Source organism: Providencia sp. PROV040, from assembly GCF_032706145.1.
GTDB lineage: Bacteria > Pseudomonadota > Gammaproteobacteria > Enterobacterales > Enterobacteriaceae > Providencia > Providencia hangzhouensis.
The window spans coordinates 148,694-172,339 of sequence record NZ_CP120531.1; the positions used below are offsets into that span (position 1 = coordinate 148,694).

General features: G+C 50.6%; 42 protein-coding genes. 41 read left to right on the forward strand and 1 reads right to left on the reverse strand.

The window, feature by feature from the left end:
- Nucleotides 1-22: 22 nt before the first annotated feature.
- From P3L40_RS23360 to P3L40_RS23370, 3 genes are all read left to right on the forward strand, one after another.
- Nucleotides 23-283 carry a hypothetical protein gene (locus P3L40_RS23360; protein ID WP_131680392.1) on the forward strand — a complete coding sequence of 87 codons (261 nt, stop codon included), beginning with the start codon at nt 23-25 and terminating at the stop codon, nt 281-283.
- 104 nt (nt 284-387) lie between these two features.
- Nucleotides 388-732, forward strand: a complete 345-nt coding sequence (locus P3L40_RS23365; protein WP_131680393.1) for a hypothetical protein — start codon at nt 388-390, stop codon at nt 730-732.
- 56 nt (nt 733-788) lie between these two features.
- Entirely contained in the window at nt 789-1,073 is a 285-nt protein-coding gene (locus P3L40_RS23370) for a hypothetical protein (protein ID WP_131680394.1), read from the forward strand.
- Nucleotides 1,074-1,391: 318 nt separating this feature from the next.
- Here the strand turns inward: P3L40_RS23370 and P3L40_RS23375 are convergent, their stop codons facing one another.
- Nucleotides 1,392-1,571 carry a hypothetical protein gene (locus P3L40_RS23375; RefSeq protein WP_136135405.1) on the reverse strand — a complete coding sequence of 60 codons (180 nt, stop codon included), beginning with the start codon at nt 1,569-1,571 and terminating at the stop codon, nt 1,392-1,394.
- A gap of 146 nt (nt 1,572-1,717) precedes the next feature.
- Between P3L40_RS23375 and P3L40_RS23380 the strand changes: the two genes are divergently transcribed.
- The 38 genes from P3L40_RS23380 to P3L40_RS23565 all read left to right on the forward strand — a co-directional run bounded on the left by P3L40_RS23380 (nt 1,718) and on the right by P3L40_RS23565 (nt 23,630).
- Entirely contained in the window at nt 1,718-2,026 is a 309-nt protein-coding gene (locus P3L40_RS23380) for a hypothetical protein (RefSeq protein ID WP_131680396.1), read from the forward strand.
- Nucleotides 2,027-2,132: 106 nt separating this feature from the next.
- A complete protein-coding gene (gene dinG, locus P3L40_RS23385) occupies nt 2,133-4,193 on the forward strand; it encodes an ATP-dependent DNA helicase DinG (protein ID WP_131680397.1) in 2,061 nt (686 codons plus the stop codon).
- 41 nt (nt 4,194-4,234) lie between these two features.
- Nucleotides 4,235-4,915 (forward strand): hypothetical protein, encoded by a 681-nt coding sequence (locus tag P3L40_RS23390; RefSeq protein WP_131680398.1) that lies wholly within the window; start codon nt 4,235-4,237, stop codon nt 4,913-4,915.
- A 13-nt stretch (nt 4,916-4,928) separates the two neighbouring features.
- Complete coding sequence (locus P3L40_RS23395) at nt 4,929-5,369, forward strand: hypothetical protein (protein WP_131680399.1); 441 nt, start codon at nt 4,929-4,931, stop codon at nt 5,367-5,369.
- 59 nt (nt 5,370-5,428) lie between these two features.
- On the forward strand, nt 5,429-5,740 hold the full coding sequence (locus P3L40_RS23400; protein WP_094962611.1) for a hypothetical protein: 312 nt from the start codon (nt 5,429-5,431) through the stop codon (nt 5,738-5,740).
- Nucleotides 5,741-6,036: 296 nt separating this feature from the next.
- A complete protein-coding gene (locus P3L40_RS23405; protein ID WP_136135404.1) occupies nt 6,037-6,366 on the forward strand; it encodes a glutaredoxin domain-containing protein in 330 nt (109 codons plus the stop codon).
- 13 nt (nt 6,367-6,379) lie between these two features.
- Nucleotides 6,380-6,784: a hypothetical protein gene (locus P3L40_RS23410; protein ID WP_094962613.1), complete on the forward strand. Its 405-nt coding sequence runs from the start codon at nt 6,380-6,382 to the stop codon at nt 6,782-6,784.
- Nucleotides 6,785-6,794: 10 nt separating this feature from the next.
- Entirely contained in the window at nt 6,795-7,013 is a 219-nt protein-coding gene (locus P3L40_RS23415) for a hypothetical protein (RefSeq protein WP_131680400.1), read from the forward strand.
- Nucleotides 7,014-7,055: 42 nt separating this feature from the next.
- Nucleotides 7,056-7,961, forward strand: a complete 906-nt coding sequence (locus P3L40_RS23420; RefSeq protein WP_131680401.1) for a DNA cytosine methyltransferase — start codon at nt 7,056-7,058, stop codon at nt 7,959-7,961.
- A gap of 14 nt (nt 7,962-7,975) precedes the next feature.
- Nucleotides 7,976-8,353: a hypothetical protein gene (locus P3L40_RS23425; protein WP_136135402.1), complete on the forward strand. Its 378-nt coding sequence runs from the start codon at nt 7,976-7,978 to the stop codon at nt 8,351-8,353.
- Nucleotides 8,350-8,877 carry a hypothetical protein gene (locus P3L40_RS23430; RefSeq protein ID WP_094962617.1) on the forward strand — a complete coding sequence of 176 codons (528 nt, stop codon included), beginning with the start codon at nt 8,350-8,352 and terminating at the stop codon, nt 8,875-8,877. The genes P3L40_RS23425 and P3L40_RS23430 overlap by 4 nt, the downstream gene beginning before the upstream one ends.
- 117 nt (nt 8,878-8,994) lie before the next feature.
- Nucleotides 8,995-9,573, forward strand: a complete 579-nt coding sequence (locus P3L40_RS23435; protein WP_094962618.1) for a hypothetical protein — start codon at nt 8,995-8,997, stop codon at nt 9,571-9,573.
- Nucleotides 9,560-10,333, forward strand: a complete 774-nt coding sequence (locus P3L40_RS23440) for a hypothetical protein (RefSeq protein ID WP_136135401.1) — start codon at nt 9,560-9,562, stop codon at nt 10,331-10,333. The genes P3L40_RS23435 and P3L40_RS23440 overlap by 14 nt, the downstream gene beginning before the upstream one ends.
- On the forward strand, nt 10,330-10,659 hold the full coding sequence (locus P3L40_RS23445) for a hypothetical protein (RefSeq protein WP_131680405.1): 330 nt from the start codon (nt 10,330-10,332) through the stop codon (nt 10,657-10,659). The genes P3L40_RS23440 and P3L40_RS23445 overlap by 4 nt, the downstream gene beginning before the upstream one ends.
- A 121-nt stretch (nt 10,660-10,780) precedes the next feature.
- Complete coding sequence (locus P3L40_RS23450) at nt 10,781-12,220, forward strand: IS1182 family transposase (protein WP_136135612.1); 1,440 nt, start codon at nt 10,781-10,783, stop codon at nt 12,218-12,220.
- A gap of 224 nt (nt 12,221-12,444) precedes the next feature.
- Complete coding sequence (locus P3L40_RS23455; protein WP_131680406.1) at nt 12,445-13,140, forward strand: hypothetical protein; 696 nt, start codon at nt 12,445-12,447, stop codon at nt 13,138-13,140.
- A gap of 153 nt (nt 13,141-13,293) precedes the next feature.
- Nucleotides 13,294-13,596, forward strand: a complete 303-nt coding sequence (locus P3L40_RS23460; protein ID WP_131680407.1) for a hypothetical protein — start codon at nt 13,294-13,296, stop codon at nt 13,594-13,596.
- Nucleotides 13,593-14,057 carry an ASCH domain-containing protein gene (locus P3L40_RS23465; protein ID WP_131680408.1) on the forward strand — a complete coding sequence of 155 codons (465 nt, stop codon included), beginning with the start codon at nt 13,593-13,595 and terminating at the stop codon, nt 14,055-14,057. Before P3L40_RS23460 ends, P3L40_RS23465 begins: the two co-directional genes overlap by 4 nt.
- Entirely contained in the window at nt 14,054-14,611 is a 558-nt protein-coding gene (locus P3L40_RS23470; protein WP_131680409.1) for a morphogenetic protein, read from the forward strand. The genes P3L40_RS23465 and P3L40_RS23470 overlap by 4 nt, the downstream gene beginning before the upstream one ends.
- Nucleotides 14,608-14,862, forward strand: coding sequence for a hypothetical protein (locus P3L40_RS23475; RefSeq protein WP_131680410.1), 255 nt, complete (start codon nt 14,608-14,610; stop codon nt 14,860-14,862). Before P3L40_RS23470 ends, P3L40_RS23475 begins: the two co-directional genes overlap by 4 nt.
- A 6-nt stretch (nt 14,863-14,868) precedes the next feature.
- On the forward strand, nt 14,869-15,300 hold the full coding sequence (locus P3L40_RS23480) for a hypothetical protein (protein ID WP_131680411.1): 432 nt from the start codon (nt 14,869-14,871) through the stop codon (nt 15,298-15,300).
- Nucleotides 15,287-15,610 carry a hypothetical protein gene (locus P3L40_RS23485; protein WP_131680412.1) on the forward strand — a complete coding sequence of 108 codons (324 nt, stop codon included), beginning with the start codon at nt 15,287-15,289 and terminating at the stop codon, nt 15,608-15,610. The genes P3L40_RS23480 and P3L40_RS23485 overlap by 14 nt, the downstream gene beginning before the upstream one ends.
- Nucleotides 15,611-15,636: 26 nt before the next feature.
- Nucleotides 15,637-16,122, forward strand: coding sequence for a hypothetical protein (locus tag P3L40_RS23490; protein WP_131680413.1), 486 nt, complete (start codon nt 15,637-15,639; stop codon nt 16,120-16,122).
- Entirely contained in the window at nt 16,119-16,460 is a 342-nt protein-coding gene (locus P3L40_RS23495; RefSeq protein WP_131680414.1) for a hypothetical protein, read from the forward strand. Before P3L40_RS23490 ends, P3L40_RS23495 begins: the two co-directional genes overlap by 4 nt.
- Nucleotides 16,447-17,007 carry a hypothetical protein gene (locus P3L40_RS23500; RefSeq protein WP_131680415.1) on the forward strand — a complete coding sequence of 187 codons (561 nt, stop codon included), beginning with the start codon at nt 16,447-16,449 and terminating at the stop codon, nt 17,005-17,007. The genes P3L40_RS23495 and P3L40_RS23500 overlap by 14 nt, the downstream gene beginning before the upstream one ends.
- A complete protein-coding gene (locus P3L40_RS23505) occupies nt 17,004-17,615 on the forward strand; it encodes a hypothetical protein (protein ID WP_131680416.1) in 612 nt (203 codons plus the stop codon). The genes P3L40_RS23500 and P3L40_RS23505 overlap by 4 nt, the downstream gene beginning before the upstream one ends.
- Nucleotides 17,616-17,793: 178 nt before the next feature.
- Nucleotides 17,794-18,081 (forward strand): DUF1778 domain-containing protein, encoded by a 288-nt coding sequence (locus P3L40_RS23510; protein ID WP_131680417.1) that lies wholly within the window; start codon nt 17,794-17,796, stop codon nt 18,079-18,081.
- A complete protein-coding gene (locus tag P3L40_RS23515) occupies nt 18,078-18,590 on the forward strand; it encodes a GNAT family N-acetyltransferase (protein ID WP_131680418.1) in 513 nt (170 codons plus the stop codon). The genes P3L40_RS23510 and P3L40_RS23515 overlap by 4 nt, the downstream gene beginning before the upstream one ends.
- Before the next feature lie 86 nt (nt 18,591-18,676).
- Complete coding sequence (locus P3L40_RS23520) at nt 18,677-18,958, forward strand: hypothetical protein (protein WP_131680419.1); 282 nt, start codon at nt 18,677-18,679, stop codon at nt 18,956-18,958.
- A 40-nt stretch (nt 18,959-18,998) separates the two neighbouring features.
- Complete coding sequence (locus P3L40_RS23525; protein WP_131680420.1) at nt 18,999-19,388, forward strand: hypothetical protein; 390 nt, start codon at nt 18,999-19,001, stop codon at nt 19,386-19,388.
- A 146-nt stretch (nt 19,389-19,534) separates the two neighbouring features.
- Nucleotides 19,535-20,098, forward strand: a complete 564-nt coding sequence (locus P3L40_RS23530) for a hypothetical protein (RefSeq protein WP_131680421.1) — start codon at nt 19,535-19,537, stop codon at nt 20,096-20,098.
- Between the two features lie 71 nt (nt 20,099-20,169).
- Nucleotides 20,170-20,748 carry a hypothetical protein gene (locus P3L40_RS23535; protein ID WP_094962637.1) on the forward strand — a complete coding sequence of 193 codons (579 nt, stop codon included), beginning with the start codon at nt 20,170-20,172 and terminating at the stop codon, nt 20,746-20,748.
- 76 nt (nt 20,749-20,824) lie between these two features.
- Nucleotides 20,825-21,196 (forward strand): hypothetical protein, encoded by a 372-nt coding sequence (locus P3L40_RS23540; RefSeq protein ID WP_272693345.1) that lies wholly within the window; start codon nt 20,825-20,827, stop codon nt 21,194-21,196.
- A 105-nt stretch (nt 21,197-21,301) separates the two neighbouring features.
- A complete protein-coding gene (locus P3L40_RS23545; RefSeq protein ID WP_136135458.1) occupies nt 21,302-21,889 on the forward strand; it encodes a hypothetical protein in 588 nt (195 codons plus the stop codon).
- Nucleotides 21,876-22,097 (forward strand): hypothetical protein, encoded by a 222-nt coding sequence (locus P3L40_RS23550; protein ID WP_094962640.1) that lies wholly within the window; start codon nt 21,876-21,878, stop codon nt 22,095-22,097. The genes P3L40_RS23545 and P3L40_RS23550 overlap by 14 nt, the downstream gene beginning before the upstream one ends.
- Before the next feature lie 13 nt (nt 22,098-22,110).
- Complete coding sequence (locus tag P3L40_RS23555) at nt 22,111-22,512, forward strand: hypothetical protein (RefSeq protein ID WP_131680424.1); 402 nt, start codon at nt 22,111-22,113, stop codon at nt 22,510-22,512.
- An 81-nt stretch (nt 22,513-22,593) separates the two neighbouring features.
- Nucleotides 22,594-23,010, forward strand: coding sequence for a hypothetical protein (locus tag P3L40_RS23560; RefSeq protein ID WP_094962642.1), 417 nt, complete (start codon nt 22,594-22,596; stop codon nt 23,008-23,010).
- Nucleotides 23,007-23,630: a hypothetical protein gene (locus P3L40_RS23565; RefSeq protein ID WP_131680425.1), complete on the forward strand. Its 624-nt coding sequence runs from the start codon at nt 23,007-23,009 to the stop codon at nt 23,628-23,630. The genes P3L40_RS23560 and P3L40_RS23565 overlap by 4 nt, the downstream gene beginning before the upstream one ends.
- The last annotated feature ends 16 nt before the right edge of the window (nt 23,631-23,646 follow it).

Below are 23,646 nucleotides of genomic sequence, written 5' to 3' on the forward strand. Positions count from 1 at the left end.
CACATAACTTTTAGGGTGGATTATGTTGATTCTAACGACCGATCTCATTCCTGATATCTATGCAGTAGAAAAGATTTACGGGATGGTTCAAGTTATTGCTACTTTCGATGCCAATAGGCGGGGAGTGATACCGTCAAGGCAAGCCCGCATCGCATTGGAGGAATTAAGCGCGGCTGCATCCGAGGCGTCAAATGGTGAGGCAAATGCGGTTTACGGTGTTAAGGTCTCTCCACTCCTGAATGGCGGTATGCTGTATATCGGAACGGCTGCAACTCTCAAGTGACAGATGGGAAATAAAATGTTTTTTTCGCCCTTTTGCCTTCGTCAACGGTCAGGGCTGGTGGATACTGGAAGTCCAACAACTGATAACGCAAACGAGGATATATGATGTCTCTGAACCCAACTCTGGTCGCAATGTTCATCTTCAGCAGCTTCAACGAAACCCGTGTCCCGCTCATCGTAAAGGACGACACTGCGCAGGAGCGCATCGACTTCAACGTAGCTGGTGGCGGTGAAATCGAGTGTGCGGATTGGATCCGTGAACTGGCTATCGACATCGTTGAGGAATGCGATGAGGTCTTCACCAGCAAAGAAGGGCCGGGCATCTGGTATTACGAAGTCGCTGAGGTTATAGGGGCCAAGATCGCAAACGATGCTAACGAGGGGCACGTTTACCAGTGTGACATCGTTAAATTTGCTCTGGAGCAAACCACCAGCTGGGTCAACTCATAACCTCCCTCCACCAGCCGCCTGCGGGCGGCTCTTCTTCACTCACTGAGAACTGAGCAATGGTCATTAGCAAACTGAAGGTCGGTGATACCGTTTGGTCTATCACTCGGCATAAACTGGGAAGCACTAATATCCCTACCGTTTCCGTTCACCCTGTCCAGATCGTTGAAGTCAATGAGACCAGTGTTGTAGCAAGCTGGAATCACAACAAGCCGAAACAGTTTGGTTTGAACTCCATCAAGGGATGGAAAAAAGAGAAGCCCGTTCTGATTAAAGGGCTGTTTGGTAGTCAACGTCTCGCGACAAAGGCCGAAATTGCCGAACTGAAAAAACAGGGGAAATAACCCTGTTCTTGTGCATGAAAATGTGGGATTTTCAGGCTGGAAATTTTCAAAGAAACCCTGTCAGAATGCGGCTTGCAAGCCTGTTTTTCTTGCGGGACAAACCACTGAAAACCGCCCTTTTTAACATATGTATTTGCCTGAGGGAAATATCTATCTATCCCTTCTCATCTGCCTCTGAAAACGTGGGATTTTCAGGCTGAAAATTTTCAAAGAAACCCTGTCAAAATGCGGCTTACAAGCCTGTTTTTCTTGCGGGACAAATTACTGAAAATCACCCTTCCACTCTTTGTCAGCGGTCAGTTATGGTGGACAATGTCATTAATCAAAAACAACAACGCGGAAACCATCATGCAGATCACTAAGACGACCCACAACTTTGCTAAGCAACGCGGTCTGGAACTGACCACTGTGAACAATGACGGCACTGAGCTGCTTTGCATCTGGGAAGCCAATAATGACTGGGAATGGATCTGTAGCTTCCAGCCAGTATAAGAGCAACTGGTATTCTTCGGTAATATCTACTTGCCCCAGAAATGCCTGAATACCCTACCGACTAACATCGCTGATGATAAAGAGCTGCGTGCGGTACTCGTCAAGATTGCCGATGCAATCAAAACCAAATCCTGACTCTGGAAAAGAAAATCATGAAGACGTGGACGCCGAACGAAAACATCACTCAGGTTATGCTCGCCTTTGGGCCTCAGGACATTGAAAAATTCCTGCCGAAATGGGATCTCATTCCAGACGAATTCAAACAGGGAAAGAATTCCTGGGTTGCCTTCATTGAGCGTTGGTTTTACCACGGGCTTGAATGTCCACCAGCAGCCAAGGAAGGTGTTGAATTGAAATGGGCGCTGGCGCATATCATGGTCATCCTCAAAAGCTTCGACCCCAAACATGAGCGCAAAATTGCCGGGTGCGCATATCTTGCCTCTCTCTGGTTTGAGGGGTGAACGAACTGAACCGCCTACATGGCGGTTTATTTTTGGATGTCACTTTGTCAGCGCTGGTGGTGCGGTAAAATTTAATGAGTAAATAATAATTCTATGGGATCTCGTCATGAGCAACAATATCAAGCTGACCGCCGAGCAACAAACGGCAATTGCATACAGCAACTTCCTGACGTCGAAGGGATTGAAGCCGCGTACCGGTCAGCAGGACATGATCCGCTTTTGCTCTTCGCTGATTAACGATATCCCAGAGGATAACGACAAGCCTGTCGTTGGTGTGGTGGAAGCGGGTACCGGTACCGGTAAAACGCTGGGGTACTGCCTGCCGCTGATCCCGTTGGCGATAGAGAAGGGCAAGACCCTCATTCTGTCTACAGCAACCGTAGCGCTTCAGGAGCAGGTAGTCGTGAAAGATCTGCCGGAAATCCAAAGCCAGGGCGGACTTAAATTTACCTACGCGATGGCGAAAGGCCGTGGCCGTTACTTCTGCCGACTGCGTTACGATGCGCACGTTGATGCAGAGCATAATGCGTATGGCTATGTTCGCGACGACATGACAAGTCTGGGTAACGAATTCGCCAGCGGTGAATGGAACGGAGAACGAGATACCTACCCGCTGGAGCTGGCTGACAAGTCCTGGAACAAAGTTAACGCGGTCGCCAGCCAGTGCCCTAAGATTAAGTGCCCTCATTACAAAAACTGCCCCTTCTTTGCCGCGCGTAGCCGACTGGAAGAAGTCGATGTGGTGATAGCTAACCACGATATCGTTTTGAGCGATCTGTCTTTGGGAGGTGGTGTCATCCTGCCACCGCCGAAAGAAACCATCTATGTTTTCGACGAAGGTCATCACCTGACCAGTAAAGCCATTGAGCACTTTGCTGCAAATGCCTCGTTGGATAATACGGCGCGCTGGCTGGGTGAGGTCAGTGACATGGTCATGGACATGCAGACCCCTTATGGCGAGAAGATGAATGACCACGTTTACAAGCTTGTGGCGCTGGCTTCGGACACGGCAACCGAGCTGATGTCAGTTCGCGCCACCCTTTTATCTTCCCTGAACTTCCGTAACGATCACGGTAACATTGACGTCTATCGTTTCCCTGAGGGTGACGTACCCAATGATGTCCGTGCCCTGTTTAAAAACGGTCTGTACCTGGCAAACCAGATGCAGACTTTGATTGAGAAAATGACCATCATCATTGATGAGGCCGGTGACAAAATCGTCGCGGAGGATAATGCCCGCCACAAAATGGCGATCGGCGATTTGAAGAACCGTGTAGAAAACTTGCTGGAAGCGATGAGTCGATTTACTGCATCGACGAAGAAAGGTGAGCTTGCTGTTCCAGTGGCGCGCTGGGTAAACGTCAAGCGAGACAATAAAAGCGAAGTCATTATCCATAGCAGCCCGGTGCATGCGGGCGAGCAGTTGGATAGGGAGCTGTGGCAGGAAGCGCATGGGGTGATCATCACCTCAGCAACACTGAGGACGATGGGCAACTTCGATGCCTACCTGAATGAAGCGGGTTTAAAAAAGGATACGCCGACGCTGCTGGCGAAAAGCCCTTTCGACTACGAGAACAACGGTGTTCTGTTTGTGCCAAAGATGCGTAGCACGCCGAAGAATGCCGAGGCGCACACTAACGAGCTGATTGAGCTATTACCTAAATTGGTGCTCCGCCGTAAAGGGTGCCTGGTGCTCTTCTCATCTCGTAAGCAGATGACCGAAGTCTGTGCCGGTATGCCGGACAACGTGAAGGAACACATCCTGATGCAGACGACGATGCCTAAAACGGAAATCGTGTCCCGCCATAAGTTGCGTATCGATCGTGGTGAGGCGAGCATTATCTTCGGGATGGCTTCCTTCAGTGAGGGCGTAGACTTGCCTGGAGATTACTGCGACAACGTGATTATTGCCAAGCTGCCGTTTAGCGTACCGAGCGACCCGGTCAGTCAAACGCTCACAGAGTGGATGGAGAAGGCGGGGCGGAACACTTTTGAAGAAATCACGGTGCCGCAGGCATGCATCAAGCTTATCCAGGCGGTTGGGCGGCTTATCCGAACCGAGTCCGATACCGGGGCGGTGACCATACTGGATTCGCGCATCAAGAATACGCGCTACGGCCAAAGTATTCTGGACTCGCTTCCTCCGTTCCGTCGCGTGATCAGATAGTGATATCATTTCGGTAAACAAAACGAATGCATGGGTGTGTTATGGGAAAATACGAAAGCGTCATCACAGTGGTATTTCAGTTCGTTGGCAAAGTACCAGCACCTTTCTCCACCAGCAATCTGTTTGCCGAAAACTTGCTGAAGGGTGAGAAGTTATGGAATGACCCAGGCACTGCGGGCAACCTGATGCTGCAAAAAATTCTGGCAGAGCAGGGCGCTGCTGACCTTGATAATAATAAAATTCACACCCGAACTGCGGAGTTGAAAACCCACGATGAACGCATGGCATTTCAAAAGCTGGTCGGCTTGCCACCCTACAGCGATCTGACCAATGCTGTTGGCATTATGATCGGTTGCCTGGAGAGAGCAGGGCGCTTGATTAATGTGAAAACTACGTCTGCAACTCCGTTACCCAACGGGGAAACCATTATCTCAACCCGTGATGCGCAGCGTCGTTTGTTCTTCATGAACCAGCACGGCATTTGCTTCACAGTAGATAACCAGTTGCTGATCTCTGTCGATAAACTGGAGGGCGCAAAATTCTTCGCTACTGAAGAAGAGCTGGATGCAGCCGGAGTGGCGTGTTGGGGTGAGAATGGTACCGGTCGATGGCGCGTGCTGGTGGCGCAGATCGGAGAAGAGATTTGCGGACTCTTTGAGTTCGGTGAAATGACAACCCTGGGTAAGAGGCCTGAGGGGCGGATTAACGAACTGTCGATGTGAGGCAAATCCCATCATGTTTAAAAAGCACCTTTCCGGGTGCTTTTTTTTGTTTGTACTCTTCGTCAGCGGTGCGAGTGGGGTGATACTGATTGCAGGTAAACAAAACAAACAACACAAAGGAATCATCATGAACACTCTTATTTCTGCTCTGCGTTCTACTGCTCAGGTTCAGCCGGATATCGCTATCCCGACTTCAGGTAAAACCACCGGCTTTACTTACGACGCGTCGAAAATCGGGTCGTTCAAAGGTGAAACCATCGCAATTTATCCTGCGTGGTCGAAACCAAAGTCTCACGGTGCAGCTGGTAACCCGACCGAGTTCTACGGTGGCTTACCTCTGTATTCAACCAAACTGCTTGCCTATCAAGCTCTGCGTAACGAAATCGAAAAGCGTTTCGCTGTACAACTTCAGGCAATCGACAACCAAATCCAGGCGTTGGAAGACCGCCCATAACCGATAGAGCAGGGGGTTATCTCCCTGCCTCTGGTAACCCACCAGCTGAGGAACGAACTATGCAAGAACAAGAACTGGTCACCAAAGCAGAACAGTTGATCCAACGTAAAGATGGGTCACAGGCAAAAATCGTTGCTACCGCGATGTTCGGCACTGGCCTGCATATGTCTGTTGATGTCTTCGTCTTGCGCCGTGATAGCGCAGATCAGGATTGGCAACTGTGCAATGACCGCCCGCATCCGGACTTTAAAACGATGCCTCGTGAGGACTATGTTAAGTTTGGGCGTTCGGAAATGCTGCGGACGGTTACCGCTGGTGAGCTGTTGAAGGTAACTGGGATGATCGGCCAGCCTTTGTCAAACTACCAGTAAGCCTACAGCGGAGTCCAAGGGATGAAGAGTTACGATCTGGCTGTGTATCTGGAATTGCGTACCGAAGGGTTCGCCGCTATCGCAGCACTATTCTATGCAAGAAAAGCTAAACGAGGCTATTAGCGGACAGATATCACTGCTGTTAGTCGCCAAAACGTCATGCTGAATAGGCGTTTCAAAATCCCAAATAAAAAGCATCTTTCGAGGTGCTTTTTTTACGTCAAATGCTTCGTCAGCTGTTGGTGTCAGCGGATACTGGTTGCAGGTAAACAAACAAACCAATAACAGAGGTCACCATGAAAGTCATCGTCTTCTGTCTGCCGGATTGCCAGCCTTGCCGCATGACCAAAGAGCGTTTTGCCGCAAATGGGATTGAGTTCGTGGAAGGCAGTATCGAAAAGCATCGTGAGCTGTTCCGCAACCTGGGTTTCAAATCGGCCCCTGTCGTGCTGGTGGAGCCTGATACAGGGATGGCGCTTTCCTGGTCTGGGTATCGGCCTGAATTTATCAAGGCACTGATCGAAGGTAAGCCAGACGGTTATGGCATTACTGGTTATGCCCGGATGCGTGTCTCTATCGAAATGCGTGAGCCTGAACTATTTTCGGCTCCAGGCGAAGCGAAGTAAGAAGGTGAATGCCGTGAGCTATCAAACCGTCGCTATTCCACCAGCCTTAGGGCTGCAACCACCGAGCGGTGCAGACGTTATTTTGTTGGCGCAACTGACTGAAGCCTTGATGGCCGCTGAAATAAACGTTGCCGTGAAACTGGAACCGATCGCTTGGACACCACCTTCTGGCCGCGCGGTGATGTACAGGCAGGACGCTATCGACGCGCTGTTTAAAGCTGGGATCTCGGTTGATGCTGGTGAAGTGTTGTCGGCCACCACCAATGAGGTGCAGCCGATCGACGATGCCGAGCTGGAGGCGCTGCTGGATATGCGTGACGACATGGGGGGCACCGAGTCGTATTACAAGGTCCTGGATGGCGCGCTGAATGGCATTCTGGCTCGTCTGTATGCCGCTGAACGCAAGAACAATCACTGAGAGAAAAACCATGACTGTTTACGAGCTTTTGTTTTCAACTGAGGGTGGGGCGTCGTTGTTTAGCATGATGCTGACCGTTTTCCTGATCGTGTGTTCGCTCGTCTTATGTATTCTGCCGCGTGGTAGCCAGGCGGATTCAATCGGCCTCGACGTGGTCACGGGTATCGTGCTGATTAGCACAGCGGCGAGCATTGTTTGGATTAACTTCGCTGAATATTTCTCTGGTTGAGCAAAGCCATAAAATTCATCGACCATCTTTAAGGAATGTCGAATGTCTCCCGTTCTAATGAACAGTTATTTTTGCGGTGCCGGGCTGATGGATATCGGCCTGAAGAATGCCGGTATTCAGATCGCCCAGTCTTTCGAGCTGGACAAAGACGCCGTTAAGACCTATCGCCACAATCTGGGGAACCATATCAAACACTGCGACATCACGCAGGAAATGGTGTTGGAACAGGATAGCTGCCACGGCATGTCTTTCACCTATCCCTGCACGAAGTATTCCACGATCGGCGATATCCACGGTACTCGAACCGGCGATGAGCTTTTCCTGCACGCACTGCGTCACCTGGCGGTTGCCCAGCCTGAGTTCTACGTTATCGAGAACGTGCCGGGCATGTTGGCGTTCCCAATTGTCATGGAAACAATGACCAAACTGGCCGGGTATTTCATTCAGGTATTCTGCCCGGTGAAATCGGAGCTGTGGGTACCGCAACGTCGGCATCGTCTAATCATAATCGGCACGCGTCGCCCGTTTGATGTTCGCCCGCCGGAAAATACGCGCCCAATCCCTCTCAGTGCGATTTTGGAGGATAACCCGTCCGTTCGTATCCCTAAATCAGTAGAAACGCGGCTACGGGGCGGCTATCGCGATTTACCCATCATTAGCGACCCTGCCAAGGGTGATATCGCACCAACGTGTGTCGCTCATTACGCAAAGGACCGTTCAACGCGACTCGTGGTCGATAAGCGTTTCCCGCTGGGTGCGCGCCCTTATTCGGTGCGTGAGTATGCTCGCTTGCAAGGCGTGCCCGACTGGTTTGAGTTCCCAGTATGCGAAACCTCAGCGTATAAGCAGATCGGTAACGGCGTGAGCACCTACGTCGGTGAATGGGTGGGCACTGAGATGATCCGCTACATGGCGCAGGTTAGCGATAAGTTTTCCCTCACTCATTAACCCTGGAGAAAAAGATGAAATTAACGGAAGAGCAGAAGGCCGACCGCCGAGAATTGGTCATGCTGGTTCAGTACGCCGCCTTGGCATACGCCCTGTTTGGCGCAGGCGTCGCGGGCCTTATGGGGGCGTTGGATGTCAACTCGCTGTGGATGGGAGTCGCGATTGCGCTGGTTTCTCATGTTCTCATTTTTTCCAGGCCTTCTGTCCGAGAGAATTTCCCTGAAGCCATCTACTGGGTCTCGCTGGTGGCCTGTGCTATTGGCGGTCCGATTGTGATCGGCTTTGGGCCCTTTGAGCCACCGTTTAAAAACCCACTCATTATGACCGCGCTGATTGTGTTCATCGTAACGGCGTTACATCGTCGGCAGGCCAAAAAGGAAGTGAAGCAATGAGCCATTCAGACAAACAATCCAGTGCAACATCGGTTAGCGAGCAGATACTGGGGGCCGGACTGCGGATAATTCACACCTGCACGCACAGCGATCACCTGGGGTATTACGTGACAGGCAAAAACCGGCCAGTCATGTCCGACTGCGCGATGGTTAAAGCCTATGACGGCGGGGCGGTATCCGTTGAATATCATCGTCCCGGCAATATTAGCATCGTGATCACTAACAATGATGATTGGCTCAAAATCATCACCCATCTGTTGAATGAGCCACCTACATCGTCGCTGAAGCTGATCCCTTCAGACCTGGTGGGTTATCTGGAAAAGCTAGCGGGGCAAGCGCTACCTCCTGAAGCCCGTGCCCGAGCTCTCGATCTGGCAGAAGGTTTGTTCTTTAAATATGCAACGCTCTCGTTGACAACGCTGTTCAGCGTTTGGGGGAGAGAGCCGCTACTGGCTGAGTTCATCGCGCCACTGAAGCAATATACATTGCCGGGGGAGCACGCCCGGCACTTCGGGCCATGTTGAAAATAACTGGGGGCGAAAGCCCCTTTTTTTGTATCTGTCATCTCTTCGTCGGCGGAGAGGGTAGGGCGATACTGGCTATGAAGTGAAACGGACCACTCCTTAACGGAAAACCAAGCCATGACAACTGAACAGAAACCATCGCTCGCCACTGGCGCGCCACTGAACGCTGAAACCTGGGCGGACTTCGTGTCCCGCCTTAAATATCACTGCGTTGGTAAAGGTGTTGATGAGCACTGCACCGCTGACCCGCTATTCGTCGTGCAGAAGAAACGCCTGATCACCGGTCTGGATATGGATTATATCGAAGACTGGCTGGTGGCAGTGGATGACGCCAAATGGTTTAGCCCGCAGGAATACTGGGATGACCTGGATTCTGAAGAACGAGAAGAGCTCAACCAAAAATGCCAGACCGAGTACCGGGCTGATTTTCTGGCTATCCGCGTCGATCAGCAATGGGATGTGCTCGGCGCGTTGCCTGACCACACGGTAACCGGGTACGTCTGGGAGTGGGAGTACGTCAACGCACACTTCACCCGCGAAGCAGCGGATGCCTTCATCCAACGCAAAAAGCACGACTACACCAAGTTGGAGATCTTCGTCGATTCGCAGTATTGGGCGAAGGAGTTCAACACCATCCGCGACGCCATTTTGTCTGGCAAACTGGTATATCAGGAGAAGAAAGATGACAGCAATTGAAATCCAAGGCCTGCTTGACGGCAAGTGCATCCCGCGCGACATGCGGGTAAACGAAACGCTGGTCAATTACCTCGCGCGTAAACTGGCTGAAGGCGAGCGCCTGCGTACTGAGAATATCCAGCTGGTGGAAGAGCTCAAACGCGTGACCGACGGTCTGGAGTTCTTCTCGTACAGCACCGACGGCGGTTACGATGAGCACGACAGCGCCGACAAAGCCCGGCAAGCCGCTGAAGAGCACATCGAATACTACCGGGGCGAGGCCTGTGACGGCTGGTCTGATGAAACTGACCAGGTAGTCTGGGGTATCGTCGTGCAACGTGCCACTCAGACCGATCTGCGCGAAGTGGGGCCGGACGATAGCGTCGGTAGTCACATCAAGCAGGTCTGTGATTACGCTCTGATGCCTTCGCTCGAAAACAGCCCGACGAAAGGCTACGTCCCTGCGTCTGAAGTTGAGCACCTGGTTGCGGAAGGCAAAATGCTGAAAGACGCTCATGCAGCCATCCTTGAGCACATCGACGTGACGGATAAAGGCGCGGCCGGTACTGCGGCCATGATCGCCAACGACGCTCTGCACAATACTGACTACCCGGCGATTGAACGCGGCCTGCGGAAAATCAAAAAGGATGCCACCGTCGCTGCCGCAAACCATGCTGGTGAAATCGCGCAGGAAATGACGCGTGAAAGCAGTCAGGAAGTGGTCAAAGCTGTTGGTCGTCGCCTCCTGGTGCTGGCGGAACGTGTAGGGAGCGGCCAATGAGCGACCTTAAGGCAAAGCTGCGCAAATTATTAGACGGCGATGACATGGACTGCGTGCGCGACCGTACCGGCAAAAGCGACGACTACTGCGAAGGCTTTGTGGCCGGTATGCACGATGCGCTTAACCAGCTGGCTGACGGCGTTGCGCCTTTGCTGGCAGGGGCTGAAATCGCCGCGCTGGAGAAGTTTGTTGCGCGCATGTTCCAACGGGCGAATCAGCTGGTGGATGACGGCATGAGTACCTCACTGATTAACCAGGCGCGCTCTGCGGCAGTATTGGCGGAGCAGGTGATCACCGAACTGAAAGCCGAAGGTGCTCAGCAATAATCAAATAGCTGACTGAAATCAAAAAAGGGACTAAGGTCCCTTTCAGACTGCTGACAAAGTCCTCGCTTTTTAGTGAGGACTTTGATCTAATAAGGTTAGTACAAATAATGAGCTAACCGATATGTTAAAAGAACCTTCTCCTCAGCAATATCAATTCGAAACTATCACACTCGATGAGTTGGTGCCTGAAGACCATCTTGTTCGTAAAGTCGATGCGATTATGGACTTTGAATTTATTCGTGATGCCGTTGCTCACCTTTATTGTCCCAATAACGGGCGACCTGCGATTGACCCTGTTCGTCTTATTAAAATGATGCTGTTAGGCTATCTGTTTGGTATCCCATCAGAGCGAAAACTGGTTAAAGAAATCCAAGTCAATATGGCTTATCGTTGGTTTTTACGCATGGGGTTAACGGAGAAAGTGCCCGATGCTTCAACATTGAGCCAAAATCGTATTCGCCGATTTAATGACAGTGATATTTTCCAGCAGATATTTGACCATGTCGTTGAACAAGCCATCAGTGGAGGCATGGCGAATGGACGCGTTCTTTATACTGACAGTACCCACTTGAAAGCCAACGCGAACCCGCACAAAGCCATTAATGAAGAGCGTCCCATCGCCCCAAGTGAATATATTGAACAACTCAATGTCGCTGTCGAAAGAGACCGGAAAAATCACGCAAAAAAGCCGTTACCCGACGCAAAAAAATCCAACGAAAACAGCGCCGTCAAAAACACTAAAGTAAGTACCACTGACCCTGAAAGTGGTTTTATGCATCGGGACAATAAACCCAAAGGCTTCTTTTATCTTGACCATCGTACGGTTGATGGAAAGCACGGTATCATTATGGACACCCATGTCACCGCAGGAAATGTGCACGATAGCCAGCCTTACATTGGCCGATTACAGCGTCAAATTGAACGTTTTAATCTTAACCCCATTGCCGCAGGCGTGGATGCCGGTTACTTCACCGCCCCCGTTTGTCATCTCGCGAAAGAAATGAGTATCGCTCTTGTTCCTGGTTATCGACGTCCCAATAAAGGGCAAAATGCGTATCAAAAAAAACATTTTTACTATGATGCACAGCGCGATGTGTATGTGTGTCCAACCGAAGCGCTTTTAACCTACAGTACAACTGACCGTAATGGTTATAAACATTACAAATCCAATATGGCTCAATGCCAATTATGCGAACATCGACAATCGTGTACTCAAAACAAAAAAGGACAAAAAACAATCACTCGACATGTATGGGAAGAAGCGAAAGAGTGGTCAAATACGTTACGGCTAAGCAAGTGGGGTAAAAAAATCTACGCAAGACGAAAAGAGACGGTAGAAAGAAGTTTTGCCGATGCCAAACAACATCATGGTCACCGTTATGCGCGGTTCCGTGGGTTAAATAAAGTGCAAATGCAGTGCTTATTAGCAGCTGTTGCACAAAATATGAAGAAGATGGCGCTACTGGCGCTTCTTTTTTACTTTTTTAAGTTAATACAAAGCCAATTAAAGGCATATAGAACGGAATATAGCTTGAGAAAGTTATTGATGATGGGATTTTAGAAAAATATCGCGATCGCGACCTTCGGTCGCTAACACAATAAACCCCATGCTAAAAACATGGGGTTCGTCATCAATCTGAAAGGGACTAAGGTCCCTTTTTATATATTTATTGCTTTGTGAAAGTGGGCGTTTAGTTATGATAAATATAATATGTTTTTAAATTACTCCAACTAACATTAGCTAATTTAATTAAATAGGTGTTTAACATGCAGGATGTAGTTCTAATGAAAACCTTTGTAGAGCCAGCTAATCTACAAGAGCAATACGTTCGAACATATGAAGTTTATAATTCACATAAGAAAAAAGAGTTAAATGGCTGGCTACTTATTGAAAGCTCCACTAAACAAGATCATGCTCAAGGAATTTTAATATTCAATTTGTCATATACATACTTGAATATTAATGGAGAAAAAAAAGATGGAATATTTGAAGCTCATTATAACAAACACGAAAATGAAGTTAGCCTGACAAATGGAAATGTACACCTAGAAGCTGTTAAAGGGATGCGTATAGGGTCTTTGCTTATGAGCTGTGTTATAGAATGGGTTCGTCAGTGGCCAGAAGCTGCTGTGAAGAAGATAAGATTATCAGATGTCGATGCTACGAATGGAATGTCCGAAAATAAAAATAGGCGAAACCGTTTCTATGAACAATTTGGAATTGAATTTGAATATAGGGACGACAATAAAATAAGTGGGTTTTCCAAGAAAATGCTTGTTAGTGGTCTTGTTGACAATAAAAATTTTTTAAAAGAGCATGACGGAAACATAGAAAGAATAGATGCTTTTCCTGATTATCTTAAATCAATAATGAAGAAATATGAAATAGAGGTCAGACAAAAGGAATTCCTACAAAATAAACTAAAAGAAATAGAATCACATTCTGTATATAAGTTATTAAAAACTTTTAATATTTTGTGATCTTACTGATAAAAACCACAGAGGCGTAAGCCTCTTTTTTTTGTCTAAAATTTTGTCAGCTTCTGGGTTAGGGTGATACTGGTTATACAGCAAGCAGCACCGCCACTCAATCCGTCAATAATTCATGCGCCACCAGCGCGATAAGGATCAGACATGAAAAACGAACTTTTGGAAGTTGTCATCGCAATGCGCGACTACATCGACGCGCTGCCGTCTGATGTTGTGGCATCTCTGCCTGCAATGCCTGGGTTCGACCGCGATTGGGCTGATGAAGTGATTGACGCAGCGCAGCGTGCTGAAATAAGCCAAACGGTCACCGCTCTGGGTGCGGTAGCGTTTCGTGAACAGATCGTGAAATATGTCGGCGGTCTGGGTAGCTCAGTTATTGCACAATCCGTGGTGGAAGCCATTCTGAGTGCCGCTGAACGTTCTGAAGCCAAGGATGCCAAAGCATGAAGGCCTTATCCATCCGCCAACCGTGGGCGTGGCTGATCACTCACGGTCACAAGGACATCGAAAACCGCAGCTGGAACACCCACCAGCGCGGGCCGATTCTCATTCACGCCAGCGCGCAGCTGGCATCCAAGACCGATATGGAAAAGGCGAAGGAAATCCTACGCGCCAAATTCGGTCACTCCCTGATGTTGCCTGAAAGAAAGTATTTTTCTTACGGCGCGATTATCGGCGTAGCGACTATCACTGGCTGTGTCGAAGAAAGCGAATCTCCGTGGTTCTTCGGGCCGAAAGGCTTCACGCTGGCGGATGCCAAAACGCTGAAGCCAGTCTCTATCCGTGGCCGCCTGAGCTTTTTCGAGACAGGCCTTCGTCCACATGCGGTCTTCAGCCTGCTTGTGCCTAATGACCACACGGATGATACCGAAATCAAAGCAGCATGTTCGCAGGATAAAAAAGAATGAAACTCTTCCCTATCAATTTCACCGATGAGCAAGTCCGGGCTATCCGCAGCGGTCAAAAGGTTCAAACCCGCCAACTGATCAAAGAAATCTGCCTCGACACGTTCCCGGAATCCCTGACTAAACGCCAGCGTGCGCTGGTGGATAAGGTTTTGCCACCCAAGTTTGGGCCGACGTTTTTCTGCCGTTTTGGACATGTAGGCGATCGGCTGTGGATTCGCGAAACCTATGGCGACTGCGGTGTGCGCCTGGTTTATCGGGCAGATCTGGAAGATGGCGCGGCCAATAAAGTTAAGCGCTGGTTCCCGGCACAGCAAATGACACAGTTTGAGTCGCGTATCACTCTGGAGATTACAGAGGTGCGTATTGAACGCCTCCGTGATATCAGCGATGCAGACGCCTTGAGAGAAGGCTGTTCTATCCGGGATACACGTAGCGGGGACTGCCTGGCCGATGTTTTCGGGCGCAAGTGGTCAGTAATCCACGGTGTTGATAGCTGGAAAGCCAATCCGATGGTTTGGGTGATCGACTTTAAAATCGTGGACGATGCCCGATGAGCCGTCTGGTTGTTGTGACTTTACTGGAAGACGCCGGAGAGGAGCATGTTCACCTGCCTACGGGTGACGTGGGCGCTGGTGGTGGATATACAACGTTGTGCGGGCTTGATGGTGGCCTGAGTGACACTGCGATGGAAACCAAACCCGCACCTCGTGGCTCAAAAGTTAACTGCCCCAAATGCTGGGCAATATTCAACACCTGCCGTTCGTTCCGGTCAACCGACTTCGATCCGGCTGTAAAACAGGAGTAATACCCGATGCGGGAAAAAGACATTGTTCACGAGAACGGCAAGTTCTGGGTGTTACGCGATAAAGGCGCTTACAGCGTGATGAAGTCCGGCGTAACCCACTCAGAGGGTGATAGTTCCTATGCGCTGACTGAAGATGGTCTGAGCATTGCGATCGCGCGATGCGACTACCTGGCTGGCCGCGCAGAAACGACTGAGTTGGTGGGTTTCGCCAAGACTCTGCATTTTTACATGACTGAGGCCTCAGCCTGGCTGCTGGAAGAGCGCCGCGAATACATCCAGCGCGTGATCGTTAAAAAGCTGGTGGTTGGACTGTCCGACATGGCGAAATGGTCGCCTGAGTGCGCCGCAGAGCCTGATTCGGTCGAGCTGAAGCAGATGTATACCGAAGGGTTGGCCTTCTTTACTAAGAAAGGGTTTGCCGCTGATGGACAAAATTGACAAATTCTTGCTTCAGGAACTGAGCCTCCTTCGGGATGAAAAAGGTGAGCTCGCGCGCTGGGTTCTACAGCTTCAGGCAGACCTGGACACTGCACGCCGTGAAAAGGCCGCAGTAGAGGCTCAGCTGTACCGGGCAACTGCACCTATGCCGGTTGCGGAGTATCAATACCGCTATTGCTCGTCCGATCGCAGTATGTGGAGCGCCTGGCATTCCATTCCTAACGAATCGCTGTACCAACGTATGCGGGCAATGCACTCCGATGGTTCACACCAATTCCGTGAACTGTATGAAAGGCAAAGCACCAAATAATTGACGTAATAAAACAGGAAGTCGTAATGGCAATGACAGTAGAGCAGTTAAAAACGCGCGCTGCGGCATTTCGTCTGGAGGCGTTGCGCTGGGAAGACATGGGGTATTCCGAAAACACTAAGCGGTTGCGGGACAACGCTGATGCACTGGAAGAACTGGCCGAACTGAAGGAAGCCCCACCTTTGGGTTATGCCGAAAACGGTAAGGGCTTCATTTATCCGGCTGACCGCGCCGATCGCATCCAAAATCCGGTCGCCGTGTTTGCCGCTCCACCAGCACTGCATATTCCTGTCGGGTTCATGCTGGTACCGAAAAAGCCAACCGACGAACAGCTGCGGGCGATGCTTGCTGTTCAGTCGCCGGCCACTTATCGCGAATACCTGCGCCACCCTGACAACGGGCCGAAGTCAGCGAAAAAGACGGAAGACGATATTGATATCGCTACCCGTCAGTATGCTGCGGTGATGGGTGCCGCGCCGGAAGTTGTTTTGTCTGAAGGAGGTAAGGAGTGACCAAGCTACGCTACCGCGCCAAGAAATGGCGTGATCTGCAACCGGGTGATGTGGCCGTGCTCTATAGTTTTAAGGTGCCGTTCCACTACGTGATCCTGGGCAACCCCCGCAAACATGCCTACGTGTACGACAACATCATGTACGACGCACGCAAAGCGGAGGATGTGGTGATTGAACGGGAGGTTGATGCTCACCCGGATGAAGATGTTTTTGTGCTGGATCCGGCGCATCACGCGGCTGTTGTTTCAACCATGACCAAAGAAGAGCGCTGGGCAGAAATTCATGCCGAGTTCGAACAGAACAACCTGGTGGGAGATGCCGACGATGAAAATAACTGAGACCAAGGTGCTGAGCCTCGAAATCAGTGAGCTGCTTGACTTTGATCCGATCCGCGTCATGACTGAAAACTATGGGCCAGGGCGTGGTCGCATTACGGTTACCTGCGAGGGTAAAGCGTGGACCTCTGCCTGGTATGCAATGAGCGACCGCTCCGTTGAGCAGTTTTTCTGTGACTGCGGGAACGACTACCTGATCACCAACATGGCCGGTAACGTGAGCAGCGAAATCGACAATGACAATGAGGCGAATATGCGTTTCATGTTCAGTGAAGTGCTGCGCCTGCGCCGGGAAGGGGAAATATCCAAAGACCAAGCCCGTGTGTGCTGGGAAGAAATCGACGGATCTGACGATATCAAAAGCACAGTCTGTGGCTATTCTTCAGTGATCAGTGAAGTGCCATACTTTAGCACCGAACCGTGGTACCTGCCGTGGCCGACGATACCGAACCCGGCCTTTATCCGCCTGAATAGCATGTTTGACATCGTTCGGGCTGCACTGCAACAGCACCTGGCTTTGGCCGGGCAGTCAGAGGAAACAGTAGCATGACCGAACGTGAGCAGTTTGCCAAAGATAACGCCATGTCGATGGACTTTGTGGACTGGTTCTTCGACCACAAAAAAGACGGCTGTGGCAACGTCTGGTTTATGATGGCTGCGGCCATGTGGGAAGGGTGGAAGGGGCTGGCGAGCCAGGAGCCGAAGCCGCTGCAAGTGACTGACGGGATGGCGCTCGATTTTCACCACGCGCTGACTGACGGCAGTATTGGTAACGACGAACTGGAAGAAATCAAGGTCGGCCTGCGTGCTGCGTTGTGCAACGTTACCGAGCTCCCGGTTACAGCCTTACCTGATATTGCGACGTTACGAGTTGCTTTTGAGCGCAGCGAACAGGAAAGTGATAACGGTACCGCACTGAAAAAATCTGGTCTGGGTTACGCTGATAAATCCGTTCAGTCCCGCTGGGAACAGTGGTTATCCTGCCGGGCTGCTATGCTGCCATTATCAGGCACTGCTTCCGGCGCGCCAGCTGCGCAGGATAATAGCAAACAACTTTGCCCCGATGCGTGGGAACAGTTAACGGATCTGATTGACTCACCAGTGGCTCCAACGGATGCACTTAAGCAACTGATGAGCAGGCCACGCCACACTTCGTAAGGTTGATAGTGCCCACGCCACCAGCAAGCCCGGCTCACGTCGGGCTTTTTACTGCACAAAACAACCCCGTATCAGAGGTGCTTTTGTAGACCAACCAAAGCACCCATACCAAGCGTAATGACAACGACATTACACTCCTGTATACTTAGCAATGAAAGTAATCAATTGGGAGGTTAATATGCCAACTCAAAATAATGTGGCCGTAACACGTTCATCACTGAACCTGAGAATAAAGCCAGAAGACAAAATCCTGATCGACCGTGCCGCGAATGCAGTGGGGAAAAACCGTACCGAATTTGTTCTGGAAGCCGCTCGACGTGCAGCTGAAGAAACGCTGGCAGATCTGCGAGTCATCAACGTCAGTCCCGAAGTTTACCAGGAATTTATCAACCAGCTTGATGCCGCGCCTGGGAGCAATGAGGCACTACGAAAAACAATGATGTCTAAATCCCCTTGGGAGGAATGACATTGAAGCTAACAGCACCTGAACCACTCAAATCAGACCATCTGCTGGAAGGTTTTTCCTCTGGAGAAGAGGCGTTAGATCTCTGGCTAAAAAACCGGGCGATGAGTAATCAAAACTCCGGAGCGTCGCGCACTTTTGTGACCACTTCGGATAACCAGGTGATGGGATATTATGCTCTGTCAACAGGGGTCGTCAGCACCAATCAAGCCGTTGGTCGATTCCGCCGTAATATGCCCACCGATATTCCCGTCATTCTACTCGGCAGGCTGGCGGTTGATACAAGGGCTAAAGGCCTTGGGATCGGAAGAGGGCTTGTTAAAGATGCCTGTCATCGCGTTATTCAGGCCTCAGTGCTGGTGGGCATTAGAGGGGTGGTGGTTCACGCTCTTACTGATGATGCTAAACGGTTCTATGAGCATATTGGCTTCCTGCCTTCGCCGCTCGACCCGATGATGCTAATGATAACGCTCAGCGATCTGCAACTCGCTATGGGTATTCACCCGAACTGACCAAGCCCGGAATTTCGGGCTTTTTTTTCGTCAACCGTCTTACTGCTCGCATAATAAAAGCACCTTTTTCATCGCGAGACACTTCAATGACTACTCTCATCTGGAAGCCGAGCGAAAGCCGGTGGAACCAAGGCGAACAACTCTACATGGGCCAGTTTAAGATCGGGTCAGCCTACTACGATGCCACCCAAGCCCGTGCCGGTAATTCTTATGCGACGCGTTGCAGCCTGCCGGGACTCAAAGGCGATCTGGGGCATTATCCTGATATGGCCTCAGCCAAAGATGCCGTTGAAAAAGCAGTCGCCTTCTGGCTGAGAAAGGCAGGGCTGCAATTCACTGGTATCGCCTCCGCAAAGGCGCAGTCATAAACCAAACGCAGAGTATCGCTGTCAAAATCGAGAGGCTGTAATGACTTCCAAACGAAGCGGTCAATTACCTAGGGGAGTGGGGGTGGCTTTCATCTTCCTGCTGCTCTGTGCTGGAGTGGCATTGCTCTTCGGTGCAGGATGGCTGATTACGACCGTTATGAACGGGCTTGATGCTTTCCCTTATGCACTCAGGGGATTTTCATGCCAATGGCAACCTGAGCCCGGTTGCCTGACCATCATTGAAGCCCCTACGACGTTTTGGGGTTATCTCGTTATTGGTGGTGCCGGATGCATCGCATTACTGTTCGCCTGCGTATTCGTAGGTATGAGTCTTCTGTCATTGCATACACTGTCACAGGTCATCAACAAGCAACTGGACGGCCTGGATAAATTCGGTGCCAGGTTAATCTCGCGTTTGTTCAAAAAGTAAATCCAATGAAAGCAGTTCGCCTTCATCAGCAAGCACGAACTGAGCCCGGCAATGTCCGGGCTTTTCTTTGTCAGCGGTCAAAAGCCAGGATAATGAGCCTATATCCACCAGCCGAGTAATTTTGAAACGCAGAGTTAGGAGCACAAATGAACCAAGAACTCATCGAAAAACTGAAGCGCCTGGCAGCGGCCTGCCCCATTAAGTCTTTTCATGCTTCATGGAGCAATAAGCCATTCCCGGAAACCAGCTATCAAATGCTGTTCAGCGGCGATGAAGGTGACGACCGCTGTCTGATTGACGATCCCGGTTTTGAGAATACAGAGTTCAACCGTCATGAACGCAGCGCGCTGGTTCAGTATCTGGGTGCTCTGGGTCCAAACGTTATCCTTCAACTCATTCAGCTGGTGGAAGAGTCCGCCATCGCTCGCTGTGACGATCTCACCGAAATGGAGCAGCTAGCGCGAGAAGCGACCAAAGGGCCGTGGCGCTATGACCCGCGTGTAACCACAATCGAATTCGGCGAGCCAGATCGGATTGACGATTATGACGCTGAAGATGCCGGTATCATCACCTGCATGGTGAGCGGGGAAATCAAAGGTGATGTCGAAGGCGTTCAGCGTAACAAAAATGGCAACTATATCGCTGCCGTACACCCGCAGGCCGTTATTGGCCTCATCCAGCGAGTGCGCAAGGCCGAGGAAGGCAAGTGACCATGAACATGCGCCGTGCATGACGCGTTATGTGAATTAAAATTTCTTTACCCATTTTTAAGGCAAAAATCATGCAAAAAGAGAACGCGGTTTCGAAATTAAAAGAAGCTATCGAGCTGGCACTCCCGATTTATCACGCAGGTGGAACAACCAGAGCCTGGGCTAGCACGGCTACCCCTATGCTGGTCGCTGACGCCTTAGCGGAATTGGAAGCAAAGGCAGAGCGTTACAACGCTATTTTAACTGAAGCGATCGACAGCCTGAAGAAAAGCGAGGCCGAAGTTGCCGAGCTGAAAAAGGCGCGCGATAACGCGGCTACGGTGCCTTTCATGTGGGGACTGATGACCGCTGACGGTGGGCCGTTCTTTGATGAGTGCTGTGTCGGTGAAGAAGCCGTCGTGCAGGAAGTGGCTACAACCTACAACAGCATGGCCGATGTTGCTGATCACATCACACCGGTGAAACTTTTCCTCGGCCAGAGTATTCCAGGTTTATGCGCGCCGAAACAAGGTCTGACACTGCTCAGCGCTGGTGCCGGTAAAATGGCGAGTCCAGTGCATCAGTTTACCGCAGAAGAGCACCAAGAGGCGCTGCCGTTTAATGCTGCCGAGTCTGATAACTCCGCTGAGGATTTGGACTATGACGTATAGCCCTGATCAGCTGGCGCAGTTGCTGACTGCTGCCCAACGTGGCGAGCAAGCGCGAACTTCAGGAAGCGATAGCGAGGTGCTTGAGGCATCCGCCGTATTGCTGGGACAGCTTGAAGAATTGGGCGGTTTGTCTGCGGTTATCATGACGCTGGTGGAGATGATCACCGCCAAAAATCCTAAGCTAAGCAAATTAGCCCTGAAGACCCGCGTGATAACATCAATGCAGATCCCAAAAGATAAAGCCGCGAACCTGACGAAAGCCGACCTGGATGCGTTATGGGTCTTACCTGAAGGTTGGTTTAAGCCTATGAGCCTGTATATCCTTCGGCCGCAATATCGTTGCGAACGACTATACGATGCGGGGGTGCTTGAAAGCAGGATGAGTGGTGAGTACCCCGATTATTACCGAGAGTACCAAGTAAAGGAAGGGTGCCGAGAAAAAACCTAACCAGATTACCCACCAGCAAAAGCCCGAGTCGTTCGGGCTTTTTTTTCGTTACCTGGCTCCCTTCCCGGATAATCAATACTCTCATCACTGACAACAGAAGAGGAAATGATGACTGTCAGTATCGCTACCCTGAACCAGGTTCTTGCTGAGTATGGCAAAAATCACGTAGCACACCAGATTGCCCGGCAGTTGCTGGATATCATCTGCGCTGAACCGGCCATGTTCAGCATTACTTGCCACGGCAAAGTCGAAGAAATCGGCGGTGATACCCAGGCATTTACCCGAGAGGAATGCGAGCGCGAGCTGAAACGCTGGTCAGAAGGCGTTGACGAAGCGATGGACGGTTATGCCGTCACCCCGCTTTACGCCATTTCTGAAGGCGTAGGGAACTCATTTGGCGCTCTGCATAAGCAATTACAAGAGGCGCTAACCAGCTGCGAAAACTGGAAGCGAAATTATGAGAGCTCTCAGGCGCAGGTTAGCCAACTTTTGCAGGGTGGCAGCGAAAAGGAAAACGCTCTGGCCGAACGGATCAAAGAACTGGACCGCCGGGAAAAAGAGGTTGAGCTTCAGGAGAAATCCCTCTATCACGAGCGGGAACTCATCCGCAATGAACGTAAAATTCACGAAACCACAATTCGTGACCTTCAAAATCAACTCGCAAAACAAGGTGGTGAAAATGCTGGAAATTAAACCGGGGCAGATCTGGGAAGAAGTTGACCCTCGATATACTCCGTTACGCCGCATTGAGGTGCTGGAGGTTGTATCAGTCTCCGGGCCTAAGGGGATCCGCATCAAAAGCCCTAGCGGCCGGACAGTTTGGGCAAGTGCCGAACGCTTCAACGGTAAGCGCGGTGGCTATCGTCTGGCTGCGGAGCAGCCTGGCAGTGAACTTCGATAGGGGGCAAAAGAGCATGTCATCGAACGACCTTAAAAAAGAAAAGCGTATCTGGTTCGGCGTTATGGTGATCTGTGCAGTTTTCACAGTGCTGGAAACGGTCAGTGCAGTGCTTCACGACCGATCGGTACAGGATTACATCCTATGCGGTGTACCTGCTGGCGTCCTTTGTTTTTCGACCTATAAAGGACTGATGAAATTCGCCGTGGTCAGGCAGTATCAAGGCATCGTTTTGCTTACTGCGGTACTCGCGAGCTTGCCTATCGTTTTTATCTATTCCTATTTAGGGGAGCCCGTATCTTACGCCAACCGTTCCTACTACCCATTGATCATCTTTATCGCTGGGTTTGTCATGTGTGGCATATCAGCGCTCTATGTCAGTACCGGTAAGTCGATTCTCAATCCGGAATCGAACTAACCAGTCCACCAGCCCGATCGCTATGGTCGGGCTGGCTCAATCAATACGGCTTTCCTGAAGCCAAAATTAACAGAGGTTATCATGAAGAAAATGCGCCTGGACGATGAAAAGATTTTTTGGGCAGCAACCGGTTTATATTTTTTGGTTTTCATGTCGGTTGATGTCGTCGTTGCTTTGATGGAGCACAGGCTGCGCATGTCGTACATGGCGTATGGCGCTGGGGCTGGTGTGGTTTTGTTCACCGTAATTTGGGGGGGTATGAAGGTTGAAGCCATCAATAAACGGCTCAATTTCAATATGCTTATTTTTTACATGTTCTTGTGCATGGTTGGAGCGATCGGGTCTTTGACAGGGACAGGGGAAATTATGTCTACCCTATTAACCGAATTTTTCATTGCCGGGCTCGTAGCCAGCATTTGCGGGTTTATCTATGTTTCGCTCGGAAAATCCGTTCTCTTCCCAAAAGACAACATCAACGACAAGGAGTGCCTCAATTGACCAACCAAGTTATCGCCCCCAAATTCGGGCCAGGTGGATTGCCCGGTAAAAGCCAACAGTGTCTCCAATACACACTGGATGAGATCGCTACACTTCGCCGGGTCGCGGAAGCGGCAACGCAAAAAAACTGGAAGTGGTTCACGAGCAATAGTAACGCAAGGCTGAGCTGCGTAGAATCCGGCAAGGACGGCGATATCATTTCGGCCTTCCGAGCCCCTGATGGCGTGCCGTGTGTCAGCGTAAGCCAGGAAGACATGGCCTTCATTGAAACCTTTAACCCGGCCATGATCCAACGGATGTTGAATAGTCTGGAGGCGAAGGTGTTGCCTGCTCACCTCTATGGTAAAGACGCCACGCGTGCGGACCTGTTAGCCAACAGTGAATTGATAGACTACTGCGGTGTGCGTATCCCAGATTACGGTGTAGGCATGGACAGCCAAATTCTGGCTGCGCGTGGGGACGAACTGAAGGTGCTACATCCTGATCTGGCTGGCTGGAGCGCAACGCTTATTGCTGAGGCTGAGATGTACCAGGCGAAACACGCACAGGAAAGTCAGTGGGTCGCATCGTTGAGCCTGCCTGACTTTATCGTCTATCTGGCTGGGTTCACGCCCCGCTAAAACCACCAGCAAAATT